Consider the following 21,584-nt stretch of genomic DNA (forward strand, 5'->3'; position numbering starts at 1 on the left):
GGGGGAGAGGGGGGTTCTCGGGGCGGTGCAGGAGGAGCGCTGCGGGACGCTCCTCCCCCGGCCCGTCGCGCGGGGGCGCTCCGGGCCGGGTGGAGAGGGGATCAGCTCGCGAAGGTCCAGGTGAGCGGGAGCGAGGCGGACAGGCCCTGGTAGGCGTTGGTGGCCGACGAGTCGAGGGTCACGGCGATGGAGAAGGGGGTGGAGGTGCCGGGGGTGACCGGGGCGGTGTTGAGGGTCTTGACGGCCGAGCCGGCGAGGGTCGCGGCGGTGCCGGTGAAGACGGTGGTCCCGCCGGAGGTGATCACGACGTTGAGCTTGCCGCAGAAGTCGGTGGCGGAGCCGGAGGCGCCGGCCGCGACGTTGTTGCTCTGCGAGCAGGTGGCGCCGGGGGTCAGCGTGAAGGTGTTGGCGGCGACGGTGCCGGTGTTCTTCAGCGTGATCGCGGTGGTGACGGTCTGGCCGGGGACCATCGTGGTCGATCCGCCGAACTTGTTGATGGTCGCGCAGGTCGCGGTGTTGGTGCTGATCGAGCCGCCGTCGGTGCTGAGGCAGGTGATGGGGCTGGCGCCGGTCGACTTCTCCTCCATGACGAGCGAGCCGGAGGCGGCGGTGTTGCCGGTGTTGGAGATGCTCGCGACGAAGCCGGACAGGGTGCCGGACATCGAGACGGAGAGGAGAGCGGCGGCGGCGATGCTCGTCGCGATGGCGAGGGGAGCGAAGCGGACGCGCTTGGACTTGGCGGTGTGGGTCGACATGGCAGGACTCCTGATCGGGTGGGGCGGGCTGATGCTGAAGGGGGAGGGTCCGGCTGGTGGTCCGCCGAACTCGATTGACCGCTAAGTTACTTGATGGCAAAGATACATTGCAATCGTTCTTTCACCCCCTGTCCGGGTGACAGGCCGGGACCCCCGAGGGCGACCCGTACGATGACCCCAGCCCTACCCCGAGAAGGACGAATGACCACCGAGAGACCGACCCCGCGCGACGTCGACCAGGACGCGCCCGCCGTGCAGCTGCGGCAGTCGCTCCGCCTGCTCGAGAACGCGCAGCGGCACCTCCGCGCGAGCATCGCCGCGGGCGTGGGCGTGGGCATCTCGGAGCTCACCGCGCTCGAGGTGCTCGGCGAGTCGCCCGACCTCACGCCGAAGTGGCTGGGTCTCGAGCTCTCCCTCTCGACAGGCGCCGTGACCGCGCTCCTCGACCGGCTGGCGACCGCCGGCCACGTCGACCGGCTCGCCAACCCGCAGGACCGCCGCAGCGTCCTGCTGCGCCTCACCGCCTCCGGGGAGCAGCTGCTCGCGCAGGTGGACGAGCGCTACGACGAGGTCAGCGCGGAGGTGCTGAAGGCCTCCCCCGGGCTGAACGGCATGGCGGACGACCTGGCGCGTGCCGCCGCGGTCATCACCGCGCACACGATCCGCTGATCCGCGCCAGTCGCTAGGAGTCCAGCGCCCGGGTCAGGGTCCAGACGTTGCGCCCCTCGGAGCGCTCGTGCTCGAACGTGGTCGTCAGCGCCTGGATGAGGGCGAGCCCGCGGCCCGACTCGGCGAAGACGTCCGGCATCTCCCGCGGCCCCGTGCCGATGTCCGGCGGATCGGCCGTGTCGACCAGCTCCGCGTGGATCGCGTCTCCCTCGACGCGCACGACGAGGCGGCAGACGATCGTCGTCGTCGACGTCGCGTGCTGGATGACGTTGTCGACCAGCTCGACCAGCGCCGTCTCGACGGCCATGCGGTCGCGGGTCGGCAGGTCCGGGCGCTCGCCCCAGAGCTCGGCGAGCATCTCGTGGACGACCTCGGTGTCGTCCGGGGGCGTGCGGAACCCGACGCTGCGCTCAGTCACGGTACGCGTCGCCGGCCGTGTCGAAGAGGGTGAGCACCCGGTCGAGGTTGGACAGCTGCAGCACCATCACGACCTGCTCGCTGGGCGCCGCGATCCGCAGGTCGCCGCCCGCCTGCCGCGCGGTCTTGAGAGCGCCGACCAGGGCGCCGAGGCCGGAGGAGTCCATGAACGTCACCGCGCTGAGCTCGACGACGATGCGGGGGCTGCCCTCGTCGATCGCCCGGCGGACGGCCGAGCGCAGCTCCGGAGCCGAGGCCGCGTTGAGCCGCCCCTCCCCCCGCAGCACGGCGATGTCGGGGGCGATCGTCTCGGTCGTGAACGTCATGCGGGGTCCTTCTCGGCGGAGCGGTCGGCGCCCGTGCGGGTCAGCACGAGGGCGGTGATGTCGTCGGACGCGGAGCCGGAGGCGGCGAGCGCCCTCAGCGCCTGCAGGAACGCGGCGGTGTCGGCGGAGTCGCGGGCGAGGTCGACCGCGCGCGCCAGGGACTGCAGCGTCCCGTCGTAGAGGTCGAGGACGCCGTCGGTGAAGGCCAGGAGCGAGTCGCCGACCGCGAGCTCCACGGTCTGGGTGATCCAGCCGCCGTCCTCCGCGATGCCCAGCGGGAGGCCCAGTGCCGCGAGCCGCTGGAACGAGCCGTCGGCGCGGAGGAGGACGGTGAGCCCGTGGCCCGCGTCGACGAAGTCGATCCGGCCGGACGCGGTGTCGAGGCGCCCGTGGAAGAGGGTCGCGAAGGTCTCGGTGGCCGTGAAGTCGTCGTGCAGCTGGGCGCTCACCGCGCTGACGACCGCGTCGGGGTCGCCGCCCAGGCGCGCCCGGAACGCGGAGCGGATCGAGGCGGCCACGATCGCCGCTGCCGTCCCCTTGCCCATCACGTCCACGAGGGTCAGGTCGACCGTCTCGTCGTCGCCGCGCCAGCTGTAGAAGTCGCCGGTGATCGTCCACCGCGGCAGCGAGAGCCCCGAGAGCTCGTAGCCGGCGGGGTGGTGGAGGGAGGAGGGAGCCATCTGCGTCTGCATGTCGGCGGCGCGGTCGCGCTCCGCCGTGTCGCGCAGCTCCCGCTCGACCCACTCGCCGAACTCCTCGAGCAGCTGCCGCTCGTCCGGGGTGAGGCTCCGGGGCACGAAGTCGATGAGGCAGAGCGTGCCCAGCTGCAGGTCGCCCTCGACCGACAGCGGCCGCCCGGCGTAGAAGCGGACGTGCGGGTACCCCGCGACGTGCTCGTGCCCGACCCACGCCTCGTCGGCACCGAGGTCCGGCACGACGAAGGTGGTGCGCTTCTCGAGCGTCGCGTCGCAGAAGGTGCCGGCGCGCGGGTAGGCGAGCACGGCGTCCGGACGCTGCGGGGACTTCGTGAACAGCGTGGTGTCGTCGAGGAAGTGGATCTCGGCCACGGGCACGCGGAACAGCTCCTCGGCCATCCGCGTGATCCGGTCGAAGCGCTCCTCCGGAGCCGACCCCATCATCTCGAGCGCCTCGAGCGCCACCAGCCGCGGATCCTGCTCGGCCTCGATCATCCGTGCCCCCTTCCCCCTGCGCGCCGCGCCGGGACTCCCCGGAGCGCACACGCACCTCCGACCGTATCGCCCCGCTTGACGGGTGGGGGACCTTCGGCGCCTCTGTACCCCTCACGGGGTACGGCTGTCGCAGATCGCGCGGTCGGGAGCGTCGGCGGTGGCCGATCCCGGCCGTCCTCGCCTCCGTCTCTTGCCGCCGGACGGAGCGGACCCCTACTCTTCACCCGACGCTCCCCCGGCGACCCGCGAGCACCCGAAGCCCGCAGGCTCGTGGGCGTCGCCTCAGGAGCGCCCGTGCCCACCCAGCCGCGTCCCCTCCGCCGAACGCGCGCGGAGACGAACCGACCCTCTCGATCCGACGCGCCCCGGCGCGGGAGCCCGCTCGCTGCGGCGCTCCTGCTGGTGACCGCCCTGATCCTCCCGCTCGCCGCCGCGCCGACCGCGTCCGCCGTCGACTCGGCGGGCGACGAGTACGACGCGATGCGCCTCGGCCTCGTCGCCGACCTGACGGGCACGATCCCGGGCAGCGCGAGCGTCGGCGGCCTCGCCGCGGCGAAGGGCCGCCTCGTCGCCGAGGCCGAGGGCTACTGGTCGACGCTCGAGACCGACGGCGGCGAGCCCTGGCCCGACCTGGTCACGGGCACCTCGGCGGTGGAGGTGTGGGCCGCCTACAAGCGGGTCACCGTCCTCGCGACCGCGCTGAAGACCCCCGGCACCGCCCTCAGCGGCGACCCGGCGCTCCTCCGCGACGTCGTCACGACCGCCGACTGGCTCTCGGCGAACCGCTACAACCGCTCGACCACCGGCACCTCCCGCTGGTGGGAGCAGCAGATCGGCATCCCGCTCGAGCTGAACAGCATCACCGCCCTCCTCTTCCCCGACCTCTCGGCGGAGCAGGTGCAGGCCTACCTGTCGGCCTCGACGCGCTTCGCCGACACCGTCACCCGGACCGGCGCCAACCGCGTCTGGACGGCGGCGGTCATCGCCGGGCGGGCGGTGCTGCTGAAGCAGCCGGCGAAGATCGCGGAGGCGGCCGCCGGCATCGACCCGGCGCTGCGGACGGTGGCGTCCGGCGACGGCTTCCACGCCGACGGCTCCTTCGTGCAGCACAGCGTCTTCGCCTACAGCGGCGGGTACGGGCTCTCGATGCTCGACACCCTCGACGACCTGTACGCGCTGCTCGACGGCTCCCGCTGGGAGATCACGAGCCCGGAGGGGCTCGGCGTGTGCGACCGGCTCGCCTCCTCCTTCGCCCCCGTCACCTGGTGCGGCGCCGTGATGTCGACGGTCCGCGGCCGCGAGACCGCGCGGGCGGAGTCGGAGGACGGCGACGTCGGCGTCCAGCTGCAGGCGGCGGTGCTGCGCCTCGCCGACAGCGCCCCTCCCTCGGCCAGGACACGGACGAACGCGCTGGCGAAGAGCTGGCTGGCCTGCAACTCCGGCAGCCCCGTGAGCATCGAGACGGCCGGATCCGTCAGCGACGTCGTGCGCGCGCGGCTCGTCCTCGCCGACACCGGCCTGACCGCGACCCCGATCGGCTCGGGCGTCCGGGCCTTCGCCGGGATGGACCGCTTCACGCGGACCACGGCGACCTCGGGCTTCGCCGTCGGCCTGTCGAGCACGCGGATCGCCCGCTACGAGTCGCTCAACGGCGAGAACCGCAGCGGCTGGTACACCGGCGACGGCGCGACCTCGCTCCACCTCGGCAGCGGGCGCCAGTACGACGACGGCTACTGGGCCACGGCGAACCCGTACCGGATGCCCGGCACCACCGAGGACACGATCGTCCGGAGCGCGGGCGAGGGCGCGTCGTCCCGCCCGACGACGACATTCTCCGGGAGCCTCGAGAGCCCGTCGCGGCGGACGGGGATCGCGGCGCTCGACTTCGACGCGGCGTCGGTGAGCCTGGTCGCGAAGAAGGCCTGGTTCACCTTCGACGACGAGATCCTCGCGCTCGGCTCCGGGATCACGGCGACCGACATGTCCGGGACCGGCTGGGACGGGGCGCGCCGGCGCGCGGAGACGGTGATCGACGACCGCCGCGACCTCGCTCCCGATGCGAGGCTCCGCGTGGACGGCGTCCTCCGCGGTGCGGAGGCGACCGCCACGAGCACCGCCCGCTGGGCCTCGATCACCGGTTCCGCGGAGTCGGTGGGCTACGTCTTCCCGGCGCCGATCGCCCTGACCGCGCAGGGACGGACCCGCACCGGAGCCTGGAGCGCCGTGAGCGCCGCCGGCTCGCCGGCGCCGGTAACCGGCCACTACTACTCCCTCACGACGAGCCACGGCACGAACCCGACCGGTGCCTCGTACGCGTACACGGTCCTCCCCGGCGCCTCCGAGGCGGCGACCGCCGCGTACGCGGCGGACCCGGACGTGACCGTGCTCAGCAACACCCCCCAGCTGAGCGCCGCCCGCGACCGCTCGACCGGCACCGTGAGCGCCGTGTCGTGGAAGGCCGGGACCACGAGCCCCGTGCTCGTCGGAGGCACCCGGGTCGCGAGCATCACCGGCGCCGGACTGGTCTCGATCCGGGAGGACGCGGACACGGTGACCGTCTCGACCGTCGACCCGACGCAGGTCTCGACGAGCGCGCTCACCGTGACGCTGGCGCGGCCGACCGCGGGCACGGTGTCCTCGAGCGCCGCCCTGAGCGTGACGAGCAGGACGAGCACCGCGACGACGATCACGTTCCGGCCGAGCGGGCTGAAGGGAGCGACGGCGTCCATCGTGCTCGCGAAGAGCGCCACCACCCCTGTGCCGACGACCACGCCGACCGCGACCGCAGCGCCGACCTCCACGCCGACCGCCACCGCGACGCCGCTCGCCGCCGTCGGAGCCGGCACCCACCAGAACGGCTCGCCGGCCGTCGCCGTCACGGGCACCTGGTCCACGACCTCCTCCTCCGCGGACAGCGGCGGCGGCGTCTCCTTCTCGTCGACAGGGGGCGCCTCCGCCACCCTCCGCTTCACCGGCACCGGAGTCTCGTGGGTGAGCCGCCGGTCCAGCACGTCCGGGATCGACGAGGTCCGCCTCGACGGCGTCCTCGTGGCCTCGGTCGACCGCTACAGCGCCACCACCCGCTCCGCCCAGACCGTCTGGACCAGCGGGACCCTGCCCGCCGGCACCCACACCGTCACGATCACCCGCGGCAGCACACGGAATCCGGCGGCGACCGGGGGCAATCTGATCCACGACGCCTTCGTCGTGAGGGGCTGACCGCCCGGCTATCACCGGCCGCGGTGCCTGGCCAGGCCCTCGCTCGGCGGCGGGCGGGCCCGTAGCGTCGCCAGGACCGATCGACCCGCCGGGGTCACGACGAGAGGACGCGCCACGAGCAGCACGAGCGACATGATCCGGAGCCACCCCGAGGAGCTGCGCGGCGTCGATCCGGAGGTCCTGGCCGAGTGCATCGACGCGTGCGGCGCCTGCGCACTCACCTGCACCGCCTGCGCCGACGCGTGCCTCGGCGAGGAGTCGGTCGCCGAGCTGGTCCACTGCATCCGCACCGACCTCGCCTGCGCCGACGTGTGCGCCGCGACCGGCGCCGTGCTCTCCCGCCGCGGCGTCGTCGGATCCGCGGCCGTCCGCGCCCTCGTCGAGGCCTGCCTCCTGGCCTGCCGCGCCTGCGCCGACGACTGCGAGCAGCACGCCGGGATGCACGAGCACTGCCGGATCTGCGCCGAGGCCTGCCGCCGCTGCGAGCAGGCGTGCGAGAGGCTGCTCGCGCAGCTCTGAGCGCGGGCTCCACCGCGGGACACCTCCCCCACCGGACTCGACGGGCGGCTGTCAACCGTCCTGCCCTGAGCGTCCGGCGCTCGTACGGTCGGTGGCGAGCACGGCGTCGTCGGGGCTCGGAGCGATCGCAGGCGGTCCTTCCGTCCCCGACGATCCGCAGACGCTCGAGATGGAGGACGACCGTGGCCCAGACCAGCACCGAGCGCGACCGCACCGCGCCCGACCCCGACGACTCCCGCAAGCCCGACGGACCGACCGAGGTCACCAAGCGCTCGTGGGGCTACGTCCTCAAGAAGACGCTCCGCGAGTTCGGCGCCGACCAGTGCACCGACATCGCGGCCGGCCTCACCTACTACGCCGTCCTCGCGCTGTTCCCCGGGCTGCTCGCGATCGTCTCGATCCTCGGCCTCTTCGGCCAGGCCGAGACCACGACCGACACTGTGCTCGAGATCGCCGGCGGATTCGTGTCGGCCGACGTCCTCGACACGGTCCGCGGCCCGATCCAGGAGCTCACCTCCAGCCCCGCCGCCGGTCTGGCCTTCGTCACCGGTGTCCTCGGCGCCCTCTGGTCCGCCTCCGGCTACGTCGGCGCGTTCGGGCGCGGCATGAACCGCGTCTACGAGATCGACGAGGGCCGCCCGATCTGGAAGCTGCGCCCCACGATGCTCGCCGTCACCCTCGTGACGGTCCTCCTGCTCGTGATCGCCGGGCTGATCCTCGTGCTCAGCGGACCCGTCGCGCAGACCATCGGCGACGCCGTCGGCCTCGGCGAGGTCGCCCTGACGGTGTGGAGCATCGCCAAGTGGCCGGTGCTGATCGCGATCATGGTCGTGATCGTCGCGGTCCTCTACCACTGGTCCCCCAACGTCCGGCAGCCGAAGTTCCGCTGGACGAGCATGGGCTCGCTCCTCGCGCTCGTGGTGTGGGCACTGGCGTCGGCCGGCTTCGCGTTCTACGTCGCCAACTTCAGCAACTACAACAAGACGTACGGCGCGCTCGGCGGCGTGATCGTCTTCCTCCTCTGGCTCTGGATCACGAACCTCGCCCTGCTCTTCGGGGCGGAGTTCGACGCCGAGCTCGAGCGCGGCCGCCAGCTGCAGGCCGGCATCGAAGCCGAGGAGCACATCCAGCTCCCGCCCCGCGACACCCGGCAGAGCGAGAAGAAGGCGGAGAAGCACGCCGAGGACGTCGCCGACGGCCGCGAGCTCCGCGAGAGCGCCGGGCGCCCCGAGCGGTGATTCCGACCGGGCGGGACCTCCCGGCCCGTTAGGGGAGCCGCCTCCCCGCGGCAACCCTCTTGAGGTCCCGCGGGCGGCGCGCGGAGGCTGGTCGCATGCGGAAACTGCACTACTCCAGCGGCCACCTCCTCGTCGGCGACCTGACCTGCAAGGCGGTCCTCCGGTACGCCCGGGCCCTCGCGGACGTCAACAAGTCGGACGTCGTCTCGGTGCCGGTCCTGACCGAGGGCGGCGGCCGCGCCTACGCCCACCTGCTGATCGGGCCGGCGAGCCAGCTCTGGTCGCTGCCGATCGACAGCAGCGAGGTGGAGGAGCCGGACGACGCGGAGGTCATCGCCCACATCGAGCTCGAGACGCGCCGCATGCAGCCGGCCCGCCCCTCCTGGAGCGAGGAGATGACGGACATCCCGCCGCTGGACTTCCTCGAGTACACGGACATCGCCGACCTCGAGGACGCCCGGCGCGACCCGATGGACTAGGCCGCCGCCGGCTCCTCGGTGGAGCGGGAGTCGCTGAGGGACAGCGAGCCGATCGTCGCGATCACGCCGACGAGGACCGCCACGACCAGGAAGGCGACCCGCTCACCCGCGAAGAAGCTCCGGACGAGGTCCGCGCTCCACGCGCCCGCCGGGAGGGTGGTCGCCACCAGTGCGGCGATCAGCGTGCCGACGACGGCCGTGCCGATGCTGGTGCCGATCTCCTGGGCCGTGTCGTTGAGCGCCGCACCGATCGAGGTGCGGTTCGCGGGCATCGCCTCGACGAGGGCGACGGCGCAGATGGTCATGATCGTCCGCAGGCCCACCGTCATCACGACCATCATCACGGCGATCGCGAGGTAGCCCCGGTCCACCGCCCAGGACATCCCGAGCAGCGCGCCGACCAGGAGCCCGGTGCCGATCAGGCAGGCCGCGCGGTGCCCCAGCTTCGCGGCGAGGCGCTCGGTGATCGGAGTGGCGGCGAGCATCGTGACGATGACGGGCAGGTTCGCGAGGCCGGCGCGCACCGGGCTCCAGCCGTAGGCGTACTGGAAGTGCAGGATCAGGCCGAACAGGACGCTCGCGAAGGCGACCGAGGCGCCGAGCTGCGTGAGCGCCGCTCCCCGCGCGGGGCCGGCGCGGAAGATCGCGAGGTCGATCATGGGCGAGACGGCGCGGCGCTCGCGGACGACGAATCCCGCGACGGCGGCGACGGTGCCCGCGGCGCAGGCGATCGTGAGGAGCGACAGCCAGCCGTTCTCGACTCCGCTGGTGAGCGTGTAGCAGCCGAGCCCCACCGCGGCGACGGTGAGGGCGGTCCCCGGCAGGTCGAGCCGACCGGAGGTGAGGTCGGCGCGCTGGTCCGCGGGGACTCCGAGGCGCACGCCGATCCAGACCAGCAGCGCGATCGGGGCGTTGACGACGAGCAGCCACTGCCAGCTGACGGTGCTGAGGATCGAGCCGCCGAGGAGGGGGCCGAGGACCATGCCGGACATCCCGACGATCATCACGATCGTGATAGACCGCATGCGGAGCCTCTCGTCGTCGAAGAGCCGGAACACCAGCGACATCGTGACGGGCGCCATGGCGGCCGCGGCGCAGCCGAGCGCCGCGCGGAGGGCGATCAGCTGGCCGATGTCGGTGACGAGGACGACGGCGAGGCTGATCAGCCCGAACGCGGCGAGGCCGGTGAGGAGCACGCGGCGGCGGCCGAACCGGTCGGCGGCGGACCCGGCTGTCAGCAGCAGCCCGCCGAAGGTCAGGGAGTAGGCACCGGTCACCCACTGCAGTCCGGCGGTCGACCCGTCGAGTGAGCGTCCGATCGTCGGGAGGGCGATCGAGAGCAGCGTGTTGTCGACCATCTCGACGAAGAACGCGAGGCAGAGAGCGGCGAGCGGGAGTGCCGCGGAGCGGAGGGAGGTGTGAGCGCGGGACTCGGCGGAGGTGGTCGTCGGAGCGGACATCGAGGCGCCTTCCTATCGAACGCCGTTCGACTCTCGTACGGCGTTCGATAGTATGGAACGCCGTTCGGTAAGATGCAAGCCATGCCTGCAGATCGCCCGACGGAGACCGCTGCCGCGCCCTCCCCCGCCCGGGGCCGCCGCCGAGCGTCGCACTCGCTCGACACCGTGCTGGCCGAGGCGATCGCGATCCTCGACGAGTCCGGGGAGTCGGCCCTCACGTTCCGCGCGCTCGCGGCCCGACTCGGCGGCGGCGTGGCGAGCATCTACTGGTACGTCGGCAGCCGCGACGAGCTGCTGGAGCGGGCGACCGACGAGGTCATGGGTCGGGTCCTCGCCGACAGCGAGCCGCTCACCCACGGGCCGGACCCGATCGACAACGTCCGCGCCGTCGCACTGGCCCTCTTCGACGAGTGCGTCCGCCGACCCTGGTTCGGCCTCTACATGCTCCGCACGACCGGGGTGCAGCCCAACTCGATGGCGATGTACGAGCGCCTCGGGCAGCAGCTCATGGCTCTCGACCTGACGCCCCGGCAGCGGTTCCACGCCGTGTCGTCCATCGTCAGCTACGTCGTCGGAGTCGCGGCCGACCTGGCGCAGCCGCCGCCCCGCGAGTTCCTCGAGAGCGGGATGGAGAGGGGCGAGTTCCTCGAGCACCTGGCCGACCGCTGGCGCGCCCTCGATCCGGAGGAGTTCCCCTTCGGCCACCACGCGGCCGACGTCATGGCGACGCACGACGACCTCGACGTGTTCCGCTCCGGCCTCGACCTGCTGCTGGCCGGGCTCCGGCTGCAGGCGGGGCGGCGCTGAGGCCTCCGGCGAGACGCCCCTACTGCTCGTCCCGGGACCCGCGACAGCTCGACGAGCGCCGTACGACGAGCTCGGGCTGGAAGCGCACCTGGCGCGGCTCCCGCTCGAGGAGGAGCTCGACGGCCGTCGCGCCGAGGAGCGCGCTCGGCTGCCGGACACTCGAGAGCGGCACAACCGTGGCGGTCGCGAAGGCGATGTCGTCGTAGCCGATGAGGGCGATGTCCTCGGGGACGCGGACCCGGCCGAGGAGCACGAGCGCCTGCAGGACACCCACCGCGAGCAGGTCGTTGGCGCAGAAGACCGCGTCCGGGCGATCCTCCGCGTTCCGCTCGGCGAGAGCCCGGCCGACTTCTCTGCCCGCCAGGACCGAGAGCGCGTCGGTGGGGATCTCCTCGAGGACCGCGCCCTCGACGGCGGCGACGGCCGCGCGTGCACCGGCCAGACGGTCGGCGACCTGCCGGATCGACTCCGGACCCCCGATCACGGCGAGGCGGCGGCGACCGAGACCGAGCAGGTGCTCCGCGGCGAGGCGCCCCCCTGCGACGTCGTCGACCGAGACCGAGGAGACGGCGGGGTCGTCCGATTCGCTGTCGACCAGGACGCAGGGGATGCCGTGCGATCGGAGACGGGCGAGCCGCGTCGGGTCCTCACCCTGCGGCGAGAGGAGGACACCGGTCACCCGCTGCTCGTCGAAGAGGTCGAGGTAGGCGCCCTCACGTTCCGCGTCGCCGTCGGTGCTCGCCAGCAGGACGGCGAGACCGGCCTCCGCAGCCCGGGCCTGGGCACCCCTGGCGAGCTCGGCGAAGAAAGGGTTCCCGGCGTCGAGGACGACCAGGCCGATGCTGCGGCTGCGGCCGGCGCGGAGCTGGCGGGCGGCGTCGTTGCGCACGAAGCCGAGCTCGGTGATCGCGTCCTGCACCCGGCGGACGGTGTCGGCGTTCACGCTCGATCGCCCGTTGAGGACGTTCGACACGGTGCCGACGGCGACGCCCGCGCGGGCGGCGACGTCCCGGATGCTCACGGCCACAGCGGATCCGCCTCCTGTCGGGTCGGGTCCGACGCTCGGAGCCCCGGGCCCGAGGGTAGGCCATCCCCTCCCCGCCCGGACCGCCGGAGGCCGAGTTCTTTGACACCGGGTGGACGGGGCGACTAGGGTCGCTGCCGAGCGATGAAACGATTCATCCATCGCCTTCCGCCACCGCCGTCTCGAAGGATCCGCCCGTGACCGACCTCTCCCCCGATCTCCTCAGCCGGCTCGAGCAGCAGGCGATCGAGCTGCCCTCGTGGGCCTTCGGCAACGCCGGCACCCGCTTCAAGGTCTTCACCACTCCGGGGACCCCGCGCACCATCGAGGAGAAGATCTCGGACGCGGCGACCGTCCACGAGCTGACCGGCCTCGCACCGACCGTGGCGCTGCACATCCCGTGGGACCGGGTCGACGACTACTCCGCGCTCGGCGACTTCGCCGCATCGAAGGGCGTCGCGCTGGGCACGATCAACTCGAACACCTTCCAGGACGACGACTACAAGTTCGGCTCGCTGACGCACTCCGACCCGCGGATCCGCCAGAAGGCGATCGACCACCACCTCGCGTGCATCGACATCATGGACGCGACCGGATCGCGCGACCTCAAGATCTGGCTCGCCGACGGCTCCAACTACCCCGGTCAGCAGGACATCCGCGGTCGCCAGGATCGCCTCGCCGACTCCCTCGCCGCGGTATACGAGCGCCTCGGCGCCGATCAGCGGATGGTCCTCGAGTACAAGTTCTTCGAGCCCGCGTTCTACCACATGGATGTGCCGGACTGGGGCACCTCCTACGCCCACGTCGCCGCGCTCGGCGACCGCGCGCTCGTCTGCCTCGACACCGGCCACCACGCGCCGGGCACCAACATCGAGTTCATCGTCGCGCAGCTGCTGCGCCTCGGGAAGCTCGGCTCCTTCGACTTCAACTCGCGCTTCTACGCGGACGACGACCTGATCGTCGGCGCGGCCGACCCCTTCCAGCTGTTCCGCATCCTCCACGAGGTGGTCCGCGGCGGCGGCTTCGGTCCCGACTCGCCGGTCGCGTTCATGCTCGACCAGTGCCACAACGTCGAGGACAAGATCCCCGGCCAGATCCGCTCCGTGCTCAACGTGCAGGAGATGACGGCGCGCGCGCTGCTCGTCGACCGCGACCAGCTCGAGCAGGCGCAGCTCGCCGGCGACGTGCTCGGCGCGAACGGGATCCTGATGGACGCCTTCTACTCGGACGTCCGCCCCGCGCTGGCCGCCTGGCGCGAGACCCGGGGCCTCCCCGCCGACCCGATGCGCGCCTACGCCGACTCGGGCCTCGCTCAGCAGCTCGCCGAGGAGCGCATCGGCGGCACCCAGAGCTCCTGGGGCGCCTGACCGATCCAGGGCGGGGCCGTCCGTCGCCGCGGCGGACGGTCCCGTCCCGACCCCTCCCTCCTCCTCACCACTTCTCTCCGAACAGGAACCCCCGCACCCCATGACGAACGACACCGCCGCGGAGCTCATCGCCCGCTCGAACCGCCTCGGAGCCGACCCGCGCACCACGAACTACGCGGGCGGCAACACCTCCGCGAAGGGCGTCGAGACCGACCCCGTGACCGGCGAGCCCGTCGAGCTGCTGTGGGTGAAGGGCTCCGGAGGAGACCTGGGCACGCTCACCGAGTCCGGCCTCGCCGTGCTCCGGCTCGACCGCCTCCGTGCGCTCGTGAACGTCTACCCGGGCATCGAGCGCGAGGACGAGATGGTCGCCGCCTTCGACTACACGCTGCACGGCAAGGGCGGCGCCGCCCCCTCGATCGACACCGCGATGCACGGCCTCGTGGACGCCGCGCACGTCGACCACCTGCACCCCGACTCCGGCATCGCCTTCGCGACCGCCGCCGACGGCGAGCGCCTCACCGCCGAGGCCTTCGGCGGAACCGTCGCATGGGTCCCGTGGCGCCGCCCCGGGTTCCAGCTCGGCCTCGACATCGCCGCTGTCAAGGAGGCGCACCCCGAGGTCATCGGTGCGATCCTCGGCGGCCACGGCATCACCGCCTGGGGCGACACGAGCGAGGAGGCGGAGGCGAATTCGCTCCGCATCATCCGGACCGCGAGCGCCTACATCGCCGAGCACGGGCGCCCCGAGCCCTTCGGCCCGGCCCTCGACGGCTTCGCCGCCCTCCCGGAGGAGGAGCGCCGCGTGAAGGCCGCCGCCCTCGCCCCGCACCTGCGCGCGATCGCCTCGCACGACCGTCCCCAGGTCGGCCACTTCACCGACTCCGCCGAGGTCCTCGACTTCCTCGCGAGCACCGAGCACCCGCGCCTGGCCGCACTCGGCACCTCCTGCCCCGACCACTTCCTCCGCACCAAGGTGAAGCCGCTCCTCGTCGACATGCCGGCCACCGCGTCCGTCGAGGAGATCGTCGAGCGCCTCCCCGCCCTGCACGAGGCGTACCGCGCCGACTACGAGGCCTACTACGACGCTCACGCGACGCCGGAGAGCCCCGCGATCCGCGGCGCCGACCCGTTGATCGTGCTGGTCCCGGGCGTGGGCATGTTCTCCTACGGCGCGAACAAGCAGACCGCCCGTGTCGCCGGCGAGTTCTACGTCAACGCGATCAACGTCATGCGCGGCGCCGAGGCGATCTCGACCTACGCGCCCATCGACGAGGCCGAGAAGTTCCGCATCGAGTACTGGGCGCTCGAGGAGGCGAAGCTGCAGCGGATGCCGGAGCCCAAGCCCCTCGCCTCCCGCATCGCCCTGGTGACCGGGGCCGCCTCGGGCATCGGCAAGGCCATCGCCACCCGCCTCGCGGCCGAGGGCGCCTGCGTCGTCGTGGCCGACCTCGACCTCGCGAAGGCGCAGGCCGCGGCTGCCGAGCTCGGCTCGACCGACGTCGCGGTGGGAGTCGCGGCGAACGTGGCCGATGCCGCTGCCGTGAAGGCCGCGATCGACGCGACCGTGCTCGCCTTCGGCGGACTGGACCTCGTCGTCAACAACGCCGGTCTCTCGCTCTCGAAGTCGCTCTTCGACACCACCGAGGCCGACTGGGACCTCCAGCACGACGTGATGGCGAAGGGCTCGTTCCTCGTCTCGCAGGCCGCTGCCCGTGTGCTCGTCGACCAGAAGCTGGGCGGCGACATCGTCTACATCTCCTCGAAGAACTCGGTCTTCGCCGGCCCGAACAACATCGCCTACTCCGCGACCAAGGCCGACCAGGCCCACCAGGTGCGCCTGCTGGCGGCCGAGCTCGGCGAGCACGGCATCAAGGTCAACGGCATCAACCCCGACGGCGTCGTCCGCGGCTCCGGCATCTTCGCCTCCGGCTGGGGCGCGAACCGCGCCAAGACCTACGGCATCGACGAGGAGGACCTGGGCGCGTTCTACGCGAAGCGCACGATCCTCAAGCGCGAGGTCGTCCCCGAGAACGTCGCCAACGCCGTCTTCGCCCTCTGCACGTCCGACTTCTCCCACACCACGGGTCTGCACGTTCCCGTGGACGCTGGAGTCGCGGCGGCGTTCCTCCGATGAAGGCCGTCGTCGCCGTCGACCTCGGCGCGACCAGCGGCCGGGTGATCCTCGGCTCCGTCAGCCACGACGAGCTGCGGCTGCGGCACGTCGCGCGGTTCCCGAATCAGCCGGTGCGCACCCACGAGGGCGCCTCGTCCGCTCTGCACTGGAACATCCTGGAGCTGTACCGCTCGCTGACGGCGGGGCTGGCGAGTGCTCTCCGCGAGGAGCCGGAGACCCTCTCGATCGGCGTCGACTCGTGGGCCGTGGACTACGCGCTGTTGCGTCAGGGCCGGATGCTCGGCACCCCGTACCACTACCGCGACGAGCGGACCGTGCGCGGCGTCGCCGACATCCACGGCCGGATCGACGGCGACGAGCTGTACCGGCGCAACGGCCTGCAGCACCTGCCGTTCAACACGCTGTTCCAGTTCGCCGCCGAGCGCGACGTGCTGGCCCTGGCGGACCGGGCGCTGCTCGTCCCCGACCTCATCGGCTACTGGCTGACCGGTGTCGCGGCGACCGAGATCACGAACGCCTCCACCACTGGGCTCCTCAGCCCGCACACCCGCGCGTGGGACGAGGACCTCCTCACGCGCCTCGACCTTCCGCGCGGGATCCTCGCGCCCCTGATCGAGCCGGGCACCCGGCTCGGCACGCTCCTGCCCTCCGTCGCCGCCGACCTCGGCGCACCGGAGAGCCTGGGCGTCGTCGCCGTCGGCTCGCACGACACGGCCTCCGCCGTCGTCGCGGTGCCCTCGACGGGCGATCACGTGGCGTACATCTCCAGCGGTACCTGGTCGCTCGTCGGCGTCGAGCTCGAGAGGCCGGTGGTCTCGCTGGAGGGTCGGACCGCCGGCTTCACCAACGAGGGCGGCGTCGACGGGCGTGTCCGCTTCCTGAAGAACGTGTCGGGACTCTGGCTCCTGTCCGAGTCGATCCGGACCTGGGAGAAGCAGACCGGCGAGCGGATCGAGCTGCCGCTCCTCCTCGCCGAGGCCGCCGCGATCCGAGGCCGCGTCACCGTCTTCGACGCGGCCGACGAGCGCTTCGTCGCACCGGGGAACATCCCCGGCCGAATCGTGGAGTGGTGCGTCGAGCGCGGGCTCGCTCAGCCCCGCTCCCGCGCGGAGTTCGTGCGCTCGATCCTGGAGTCCCTCGCGGAGGCCTACGCCACGACCCTCCAGCAGGCGTCCGCGCTCTCGGGCACACCGATCGACACCGTGCACATCGTGGGCGGCGGATCGCAGAACGAGCTGCTCTGCCGGCTGACCGCCGACCGCACCGGCCTCACCGTGCTCGCCGGTCCGGTCGAGGCGACCGCGATCGGCAACATCCTCGTCCAGGCCCGCGCTCAGGACCTCGCGCACGGATCCCTCGAATCGCTCCGCTCCCTCGTGCTCCGGGCCTTCCCGCCGGTCCGCTACGACCCCCGCCCCACCTCCTCCCCCGAGAAAGGCTGACCAGCATGGTCCAGCGCCAGTTCCCCAAGCCCGTCGAGCTGCTCGAGTACCTCAGCTTCAAGAAGCCCGAGCTCGACGGCCGCAAGCGCCGCCTCGACGCCGCCCTCACGATCGAGGACCTCCGCACCATCGCGAAGCGCCGCACCCCCAAGGCCGCATTCGACTACACCGACGGCTCAGCCGAGGGCGAGATCTCGATCGCACGCGCCCGCCAGGCCTTCGAGGACGTCGAGTTCCACCCGGAGGTGCTCCGCGACGTCGCCGCCGTCGACACCACCGCCACCGTCCTCGGGGCGCCCTCCGCCCTGCCCTTCGGGATCGCTCCGACCGGGTTCACCCGCCTGATGCAGACCGAGGGCGAGACGGCGGGAGCGGGTGCAGCGGCCGCCGCGGGCATTCCGTTCACCCTCTCCACGCTCGGCACCACCTCGATCGAGAACGTGAAGAAGGTCAACCCCGACGGCCGCAACTGGTTCCAGCTGTACGTGATGCGGGACCGCGAGATCTCCTACGGCCTCGTCGAGCGCGCCGCGCAGGCCGGCTACGAGACCCTCTTCTTCACCGTCGACACCCCCGTCGCCGGCGCCCGCCTCCGCGACAAGCGCAACGGCTTCTCCATCCCGCCCCAGCTCACCGTCGGCACCGTCCTCGACGCGCTGCCGCGCCCGTGGTGGTGGTTCGACTTCCTCACCACGCAGAAGCTCGAGTTCGCCTCCCTCAGCGCCACCGGCGGCACCGTCGGCGACCTCCTCGACCTCGCCATGGATCCCACCATCAGCTTCGAGGACCTGAAGGTCATCCGCGAGATGTGGCCCGGCAAGCTCGTCATCAAGGGCGTGCAGAGCGTCGAGGACGCCCACAGGTTCGCCGACTTCGGCGTCGACGGCATCGTCCTCTCCAACCACGGAGGCCGCCAGCTCGACCGCGCGCCGATCCCCTTCCACCTGCTCCCCGAGGTCGTCCGCGAGGTCGGTGGCGACACCGAGGTGATGGTCGACACAGGCATCATGAACGGCGCCGACATCGTCTCCTCCATCGCGCTCGGCGCGAAGTTCACCCTGATCGGCCGCGCCTACCTCTACGGCCTCATGGCCGGCGGACGCCAGGGCGTCGACCGCACCATCGCGATCCTCTCCGACCAGATCGTCCGCACCATGAAGCTCCTCGGCGCTCACTCCCTCGAGGAGCTGACGCCGCAGCACGTCACCCAGCTCGAGCGCCTTCAGCCGCGGCCCCGCTCCTGACCCGAGCAGCGCGGACGTCTGCGTCCTTCCTCCGACGACGTCCGTGCTCCTCCGGACGTCTCGTCCTGTCGCCGGTCTTGAGGCCACCGCGGCACCTCGTCGCCGGAGCGACGTCGGCGATCGGAGCCCGATCGTGAGGCGCGCTCCCGGCCCCGACCCGCTGCGGCACGCTGCGCAGGCAGGCGGGGCGGGCACGAGGGCGGGTCAGCTCCTTGAGGTCCGCCGGATCGCGACCACGGTCACGTCGTCCGCCAGCAGCCCCTCGGCCGCCAGGCGGGTGACGCCGGCGACCGCAGCGGCGGCGGTCGCAGGGGCGGCGACGGCCGCGTCGGCCACCCGGTCGAGGGCGGCGAGGGAGCCGTCGAAGAGGTCCAGCACGCCGTCGCTGCAGATCAGCAGCAGGTCGCCGGGGTGGAGCCGGAGGCCGGTCGGCTCCCACTCCTGCGTGCCGAGGAGGCCGAGCGGCAGATGGGCGGAGGGGATGCGCTCGCGCGAGCCGTCGGCGCGGCAGACGATCCCGAGTCCGTGGCCGGCGTCGACGAGCGCGATGTCGCCGGTCGAGGCGCTGAGCCGCAGGTGGAGGAGCGTGACGAACGCGTCGTTCGCCGACAGGTCCGGCTCGACGACCCGGTCGATGAGCGCCATCGTCGCCGCGGGGCCGAGAGCGGGAGGAGTGACGCGCAGGGCGGCGCGGACCGTGGCCGCGATCATCGCGGCGCCGACCCCCTTGCCCATCACGTCGGCGACGGTGACGGCGAGCCCGTCGGGCGTGCAGCGCCAGTCGAAGAAGTCGCCGCTCACCGTCCCGCTGGGCACGCAGGCGCCGGCGACGTCGTAGCCCGGGAGGTCCGGGACCGAGCGGGGCTCGAGCCGCCGCTGCACCCTCTCGCCGTCGGCGAGCTCCTGCCGCGAGCGGGCGGCGCCGGCGGTGAGCATCTGCGCGACCTGCTCGCCGCTGAGCGACGCCATGCTGAACGACACCACGACCAGCAGCACCAGCGTGATCAGCGTGGTGGTCGGGGTCCCGAACCAGGTCGCGAACAGCTCGCTGCGCAGCCCCGCGGCCAGGAACACGGCGAACCGGAGCGCGTAGTAGAGGGAGAGGGCGCCCGAGCTCAGCAGCAGCGGCCAGCGCGTGCGCGAGCGTCCGGCGCCGAGCAGCGCGATCTCGCGGGTCGACAGGCCGATGAGGAGCGCCATCGAGGCGAGGTAGAGCGGCCCTCCCGACCAGTCGTTGACGGCGGGCGAGTCGAGGCTGGACACGCCCGTCACCACCACGGTCGGAGCGACCACCAGCCACCACGGCGTCGGTCGGCCGCGGAGGGAGCGGCTCGCCGTCCAGACCGCGGCGGCGCCGGCCACGATGAGCCCGTTCCCGAGCGGATTCGCCCACACCTGGTCGGCCGTGCCGTCGCGGAGGTAGGCGAGCGAGCCGCCCATGAACAGCGCGAGCGCCGTGCACCACCAGAAGCTGAAGGACGAGCGCGTCGACCGGTAGGTGACCAGCGCGAACAGCAGGAAGAGGGTGAGGGCGGTGACCCCGAAGGCGACGCGGAGGGTCGTGGCATCGAGCAAGGCGGGTCCGTGGCCCTTCCAGGAGACCGAGCGGCGGAGCGGCGGACGGGCGCCGTGATCAAGGGGATCCTGGCACGGCGCGCGGGCCGCACGGGGCGCTCCGTGGAGGCCGGCCCCGGGGATCCGCGGCAGTGCAGCCCGTCCGCCCACCCGACGGGGGGAGCAGGAGGGGAGCTCGCACGTTCGAGGAGAGACCACCGCCCTCGCGCTCGATACAGCATCGCGTGTACCGTCGCTCCCGTGCCCGCCTCCGCGACCCTCACCCACTCCGCTGCTCTCGCGCGCCTCGGATCCGCCCTGGCCGACGAGACGCGGTCCCGGATCCTGCTCGCGCTGCGAGAGGCTCCGGCCGTCCCCTCCGACCTCGCGGACGCGCTCGGGGTCTCGCGGCAGGTGATGTCGAATCAGCTCGCGTGCCTCCGCGGATGCGGGCTGGTGGAGGCCGTGAAGGACGGCCGGCACACCTGGTACCGGCTGGCCGAGACCCGGATCGCCGGGGCGCTCGACCACCTGCTCCGCCTGGCCCTGGTCGTCGATCCGGACTGCTGCTCCGGCGACGACTGCCGCTGCGCATGACCGCCCTGCGCGCTCCGCTCCTCCCCGCCCGCCGCCGCGTGCTGCAGAGGCGGATCCGCTGGATCGTCGGCGCGACCATCGCCTACAACGTGGTGGAGGCGATCGTGGCCCTCGCCGCCGGGACGGTCGCCTCGTCCACCGCGCTCGTCGCCTTCGGCCTCGACTCCGTGGTGGAGGTGCTCTCCGCCGCGGCCGTCGCCTGGCAGTTCTCGGGCCGCGATCCGGAGGCGCGCGAGCGCACCGCCCTGCGGGTGATCGCCGTCTCGTTCCTCGGCCTGGCCGCGTTCGTCGCCGTCGACTCGATCCGGGCGCTGCTCGGATTCTCGGAGGCCCAGCACTCGCCCGTCGGCATCGTGCTGGCCGCCGTCAGCCTGCTGGTGATGCCCGCGTTCTCCCTGCTCGAGCGCCGGACCGGCCGCGAGCTCGGCTCGGTCTCGGCCGTCGCGGACTCGAAGCAGACGCTCCTCTGCTCGTACCTCTCCGCCGCCGTCCTGGTGGGCCTGCTGCTGAACAGCACGCTCGGATGGACGTGGGCCGACCCTGTCGCCGGCCTCGTGATCGCCGCGGTCGCCGTCCGCGAGGGCCTGGAGGCCTGGCGCGGCGAGACCTGCACGACGCCGATCGCCGCGCTGACGAGCGAGGACTCCGAGGCCTGCGGCTGCTGCTGACGGGGGCGGGACGGCGCGGCGCACATCGGCGGTGGACGACCTCCGTCAGGACTTCGTCGCGAGGCCGGCGGCCGATCGGACCCGCTCCGGAGCTACCGACGGCCGGCCCGCGCCTCGACGACGTGCCGGCACCCGACCCCGCCGCGCTCCAGCTCCTCGCGCTCGCGGCGGAGCCCGACGCGGACCCGCCGCGCCTCGGCCAGCGGCAGCACCGCCTCCGGATCGACGGTCGCCAGCAGGAGCGCCGCCCGCGACCTCGCCGCCACTCGCACGTCGAGGCACGGCGTCGCCTCGGCGAGTCCGAGCAGCGCGGCCACCAGCAGCTCCAGCTCGACCGCCGTCGCGTGGAGCACCAGCACCCGCGAGGCCGGGCTCGACGGGCGGCGGACGAGGAGCGTCGCTCCGGTCATCGTCGCCGCCCTCCCCTGCCCGGGACCGGTCCGGGAGGTCCGCCCCGCCTCGGCCCTCGGCG

The 21,584-nt window shown here is 72.8% G+C and carries 20 protein-coding genes; 12 read left to right on the plus strand and 8 right to left on the minus strand.

Annotated elements, in window-relative coordinates:
* Positions 1 to 101: 101 nt before the first annotated feature.
* The gene (locus C5C10_RS11235) at positions 102 to 755 is read right to left on the minus strand and encodes a hypothetical protein (RefSeq protein WP_104234050.1); all 654 of its coding nucleotides are present in this window, start codon (positions 753 to 755) and stop codon (positions 102 to 104) included.
* Positions 756 to 956: 201 nt separating this feature from the next.
* On the opposite strand from C5C10_RS11235, the gene C5C10_RS11240 reads away from it, so the two are divergent.
* A complete protein-coding gene (locus tag C5C10_RS11240) occupies positions 957 to 1,424 on the plus strand; it encodes a MarR family transcriptional regulator (protein WP_104224277.1) in 468 nt (155 codons plus the stop codon).
* A 13-nt stretch (positions 1,425 to 1,437) separates the two neighbouring features.
* Here the strand turns inward: C5C10_RS11240 and C5C10_RS11245 are convergent, their stop codons facing one another.
* The 3 genes from C5C10_RS11245 to C5C10_RS11255 are packed head-to-tail and all read right to left on the minus strand — an operon-like array spanning position 1,438 to position 3,357.
* Positions 1,438 to 1,842: an ATP-binding protein gene (locus tag C5C10_RS11245; RefSeq protein WP_104256700.1), complete on the minus strand. Its 405-nt coding sequence runs from the start codon at positions 1,840 to 1,842 to the stop codon at positions 1,438 to 1,440.
* Positions 1,835 to 2,167: an STAS domain-containing protein gene (locus C5C10_RS11250; RefSeq protein ID WP_104224279.1), complete on the minus strand. Its 333-nt coding sequence runs from the start codon at positions 2,165 to 2,167 to the stop codon at positions 1,835 to 1,837. Before C5C10_RS11250 ends, C5C10_RS11245 begins: the two co-directional genes overlap by 8 nt.
* Entirely contained in the window at positions 2,164 to 3,357 is a 1,194-nt protein-coding gene (locus C5C10_RS11255; protein ID WP_104282584.1) for a PP2C family protein-serine/threonine phosphatase, read from the minus strand. The genes C5C10_RS11250 and C5C10_RS11255 overlap by 4 nt, the downstream gene beginning before the upstream one ends.
* 402 nt (positions 3,358 to 3,759) lie before the next feature.
* Here C5C10_RS11255 and C5C10_RS11260 point away from each other — a divergent pair, with 402 nt between their 5' ends.
* From C5C10_RS11260 to C5C10_RS11275, 4 genes are all read left to right on the plus strand, one after another.
* Positions 3,760 to 6,576, plus strand: a complete 2,817-nt coding sequence (locus C5C10_RS11260; RefSeq protein WP_104329256.1) for a polysaccharide lyase 8 family protein — start codon at positions 3,760 to 3,762, stop codon at positions 6,574 to 6,576.
* A 132-nt stretch (positions 6,577 to 6,708) separates the two neighbouring features.
* Complete coding sequence (locus C5C10_RS11265; RefSeq protein WP_104329257.1) at positions 6,709 to 7,095, plus strand: four-helix bundle copper-binding protein; 387 nt, start codon at positions 6,709 to 6,711, stop codon at positions 7,093 to 7,095.
* Between the two features lie 182 nt (positions 7,096 to 7,277).
* Positions 7,278 to 8,333 carry a YihY/virulence factor BrkB family protein gene (locus tag C5C10_RS11270; RefSeq protein WP_104329258.1) on the plus strand — a complete coding sequence of 352 codons (1,056 nt, stop codon included), beginning with the start codon at positions 7,278 to 7,280 and terminating at the stop codon, positions 8,331 to 8,333.
* Between the two features lie 95 nt (positions 8,334 to 8,428).
* On the plus strand, positions 8,429 to 8,812 hold the full coding sequence (locus C5C10_RS11275) for a hypothetical protein (protein ID WP_104227132.1): 384 nt from the start codon (positions 8,429 to 8,431) through the stop codon (positions 8,810 to 8,812).
* Here the strand turns inward: C5C10_RS11275 and C5C10_RS11280 are convergent.
* Positions 8,809 to 10,272: an MFS transporter gene (locus C5C10_RS11280; RefSeq protein ID WP_104269623.1), complete on the minus strand. Its 1,464-nt coding sequence runs from the start codon at positions 10,270 to 10,272 to the stop codon at positions 8,809 to 8,811. The two genes, C5C10_RS11275 and C5C10_RS11280, sit on opposite strands and share 4 nt — an antisense overlap.
* A gap of 81 nt (positions 10,273 to 10,353) precedes the next feature.
* Between C5C10_RS11280 and C5C10_RS11285 the strand changes: the two genes are divergently transcribed.
* Complete coding sequence (locus C5C10_RS11285) at positions 10,354 to 11,079, plus strand: TetR/AcrR family transcriptional regulator (RefSeq protein WP_219813256.1); 726 nt, start codon at positions 10,354 to 10,356, stop codon at positions 11,077 to 11,079.
* A gap of 19 nt (positions 11,080 to 11,098) precedes the next feature.
* Here C5C10_RS11285 and C5C10_RS11290 read toward each other — a convergent pair whose 3' ends face one another.
* Positions 11,099 to 12,106: a LacI family DNA-binding transcriptional regulator gene (locus tag C5C10_RS11290; protein WP_104329260.1), complete on the minus strand. Its 1,008-nt coding sequence runs from the start codon at positions 12,104 to 12,106 to the stop codon at positions 11,099 to 11,101.
* 194 nt (positions 12,107 to 12,300) lie between these two features.
* Between C5C10_RS11290 and rhaI the strand changes: the two genes are divergently transcribed.
* From rhaI to C5C10_RS11310, 4 genes are all read left to right on the plus strand, one after another.
* The gene (gene rhaI, locus C5C10_RS11295; RefSeq protein ID WP_104329261.1) at positions 12,301 to 13,470 is read left to right on the plus strand and encodes an L-rhamnose isomerase; all 1,170 of its coding nucleotides are present in this window, start codon (positions 12,301 to 12,303) and stop codon (positions 13,468 to 13,470) included.
* A 100-nt stretch (positions 13,471 to 13,570) separates the two neighbouring features.
* Complete coding sequence (locus C5C10_RS11300; RefSeq protein WP_104329262.1) at positions 13,571 to 15,607, plus strand: bifunctional aldolase/short-chain dehydrogenase; 2,037 nt, start codon at positions 13,571 to 13,573, stop codon at positions 15,605 to 15,607.
* Entirely contained in the window at positions 15,604 to 17,049 is a 1,446-nt protein-coding gene (locus C5C10_RS11305) for a rhamnulokinase family protein (protein WP_104329263.1), read from the plus strand. The genes C5C10_RS11300 and C5C10_RS11305 overlap by 4 nt, the downstream gene beginning before the upstream one ends.
* A 5-nt stretch (positions 17,050 to 17,054) precedes the next feature.
* Entirely contained in the window at positions 17,055 to 18,293 is a 1,239-nt protein-coding gene (locus C5C10_RS11310) for an alpha-hydroxy acid oxidase (protein ID WP_104329264.1), read from the plus strand.
* A gap of 204 nt (positions 18,294 to 18,497) precedes the next feature.
* Here the strand turns inward: C5C10_RS11310 and C5C10_RS11315 are convergent, their stop codons facing one another.
* Entirely contained in the window at positions 18,498 to 19,868 is a 1,371-nt protein-coding gene (locus C5C10_RS11315; RefSeq protein WP_104329265.1) for a PP2C family protein-serine/threonine phosphatase, read from the minus strand.
* A 240-nt stretch (positions 19,869 to 20,108) separates the two neighbouring features.
* Here C5C10_RS11315 and C5C10_RS11320 point away from each other — a divergent pair, with 240 nt between their 5' ends.
* A complete protein-coding gene (locus tag C5C10_RS11320) occupies positions 20,109 to 20,444 on the plus strand; it encodes a helix-turn-helix transcriptional regulator (protein ID WP_104329266.1) in 336 nt (111 codons plus the stop codon).
* Positions 20,441 to 21,112 carry a cation diffusion facilitator family transporter gene (locus tag C5C10_RS11325; protein WP_104329267.1) on the plus strand — a complete coding sequence of 224 codons (672 nt, stop codon included), beginning with the start codon at positions 20,441 to 20,443 and terminating at the stop codon, positions 21,110 to 21,112. The genes C5C10_RS11320 and C5C10_RS11325 overlap by 4 nt, the downstream gene beginning before the upstream one ends.
* A gap of 92 nt (positions 21,113 to 21,204) precedes the next feature.
* Here the strand turns inward: C5C10_RS11325 and C5C10_RS11330 are convergent, their stop codons facing one another.
* Positions 21,205 to 21,522 (minus strand): hypothetical protein, encoded by a 318-nt coding sequence (locus C5C10_RS11330; RefSeq protein WP_104329268.1) that lies wholly within the window; start codon positions 21,520 to 21,522, stop codon positions 21,205 to 21,207.
* Between the last annotated feature and the right edge of the window lie 62 nt (positions 21,523 to 21,584).

The organism is Rathayibacter sp. AY1A3, assembly GCF_002930975.1.
GTDB lineage: Bacteria > Actinomycetota > Actinomycetes > Actinomycetales > Microbacteriaceae > Rathayibacter.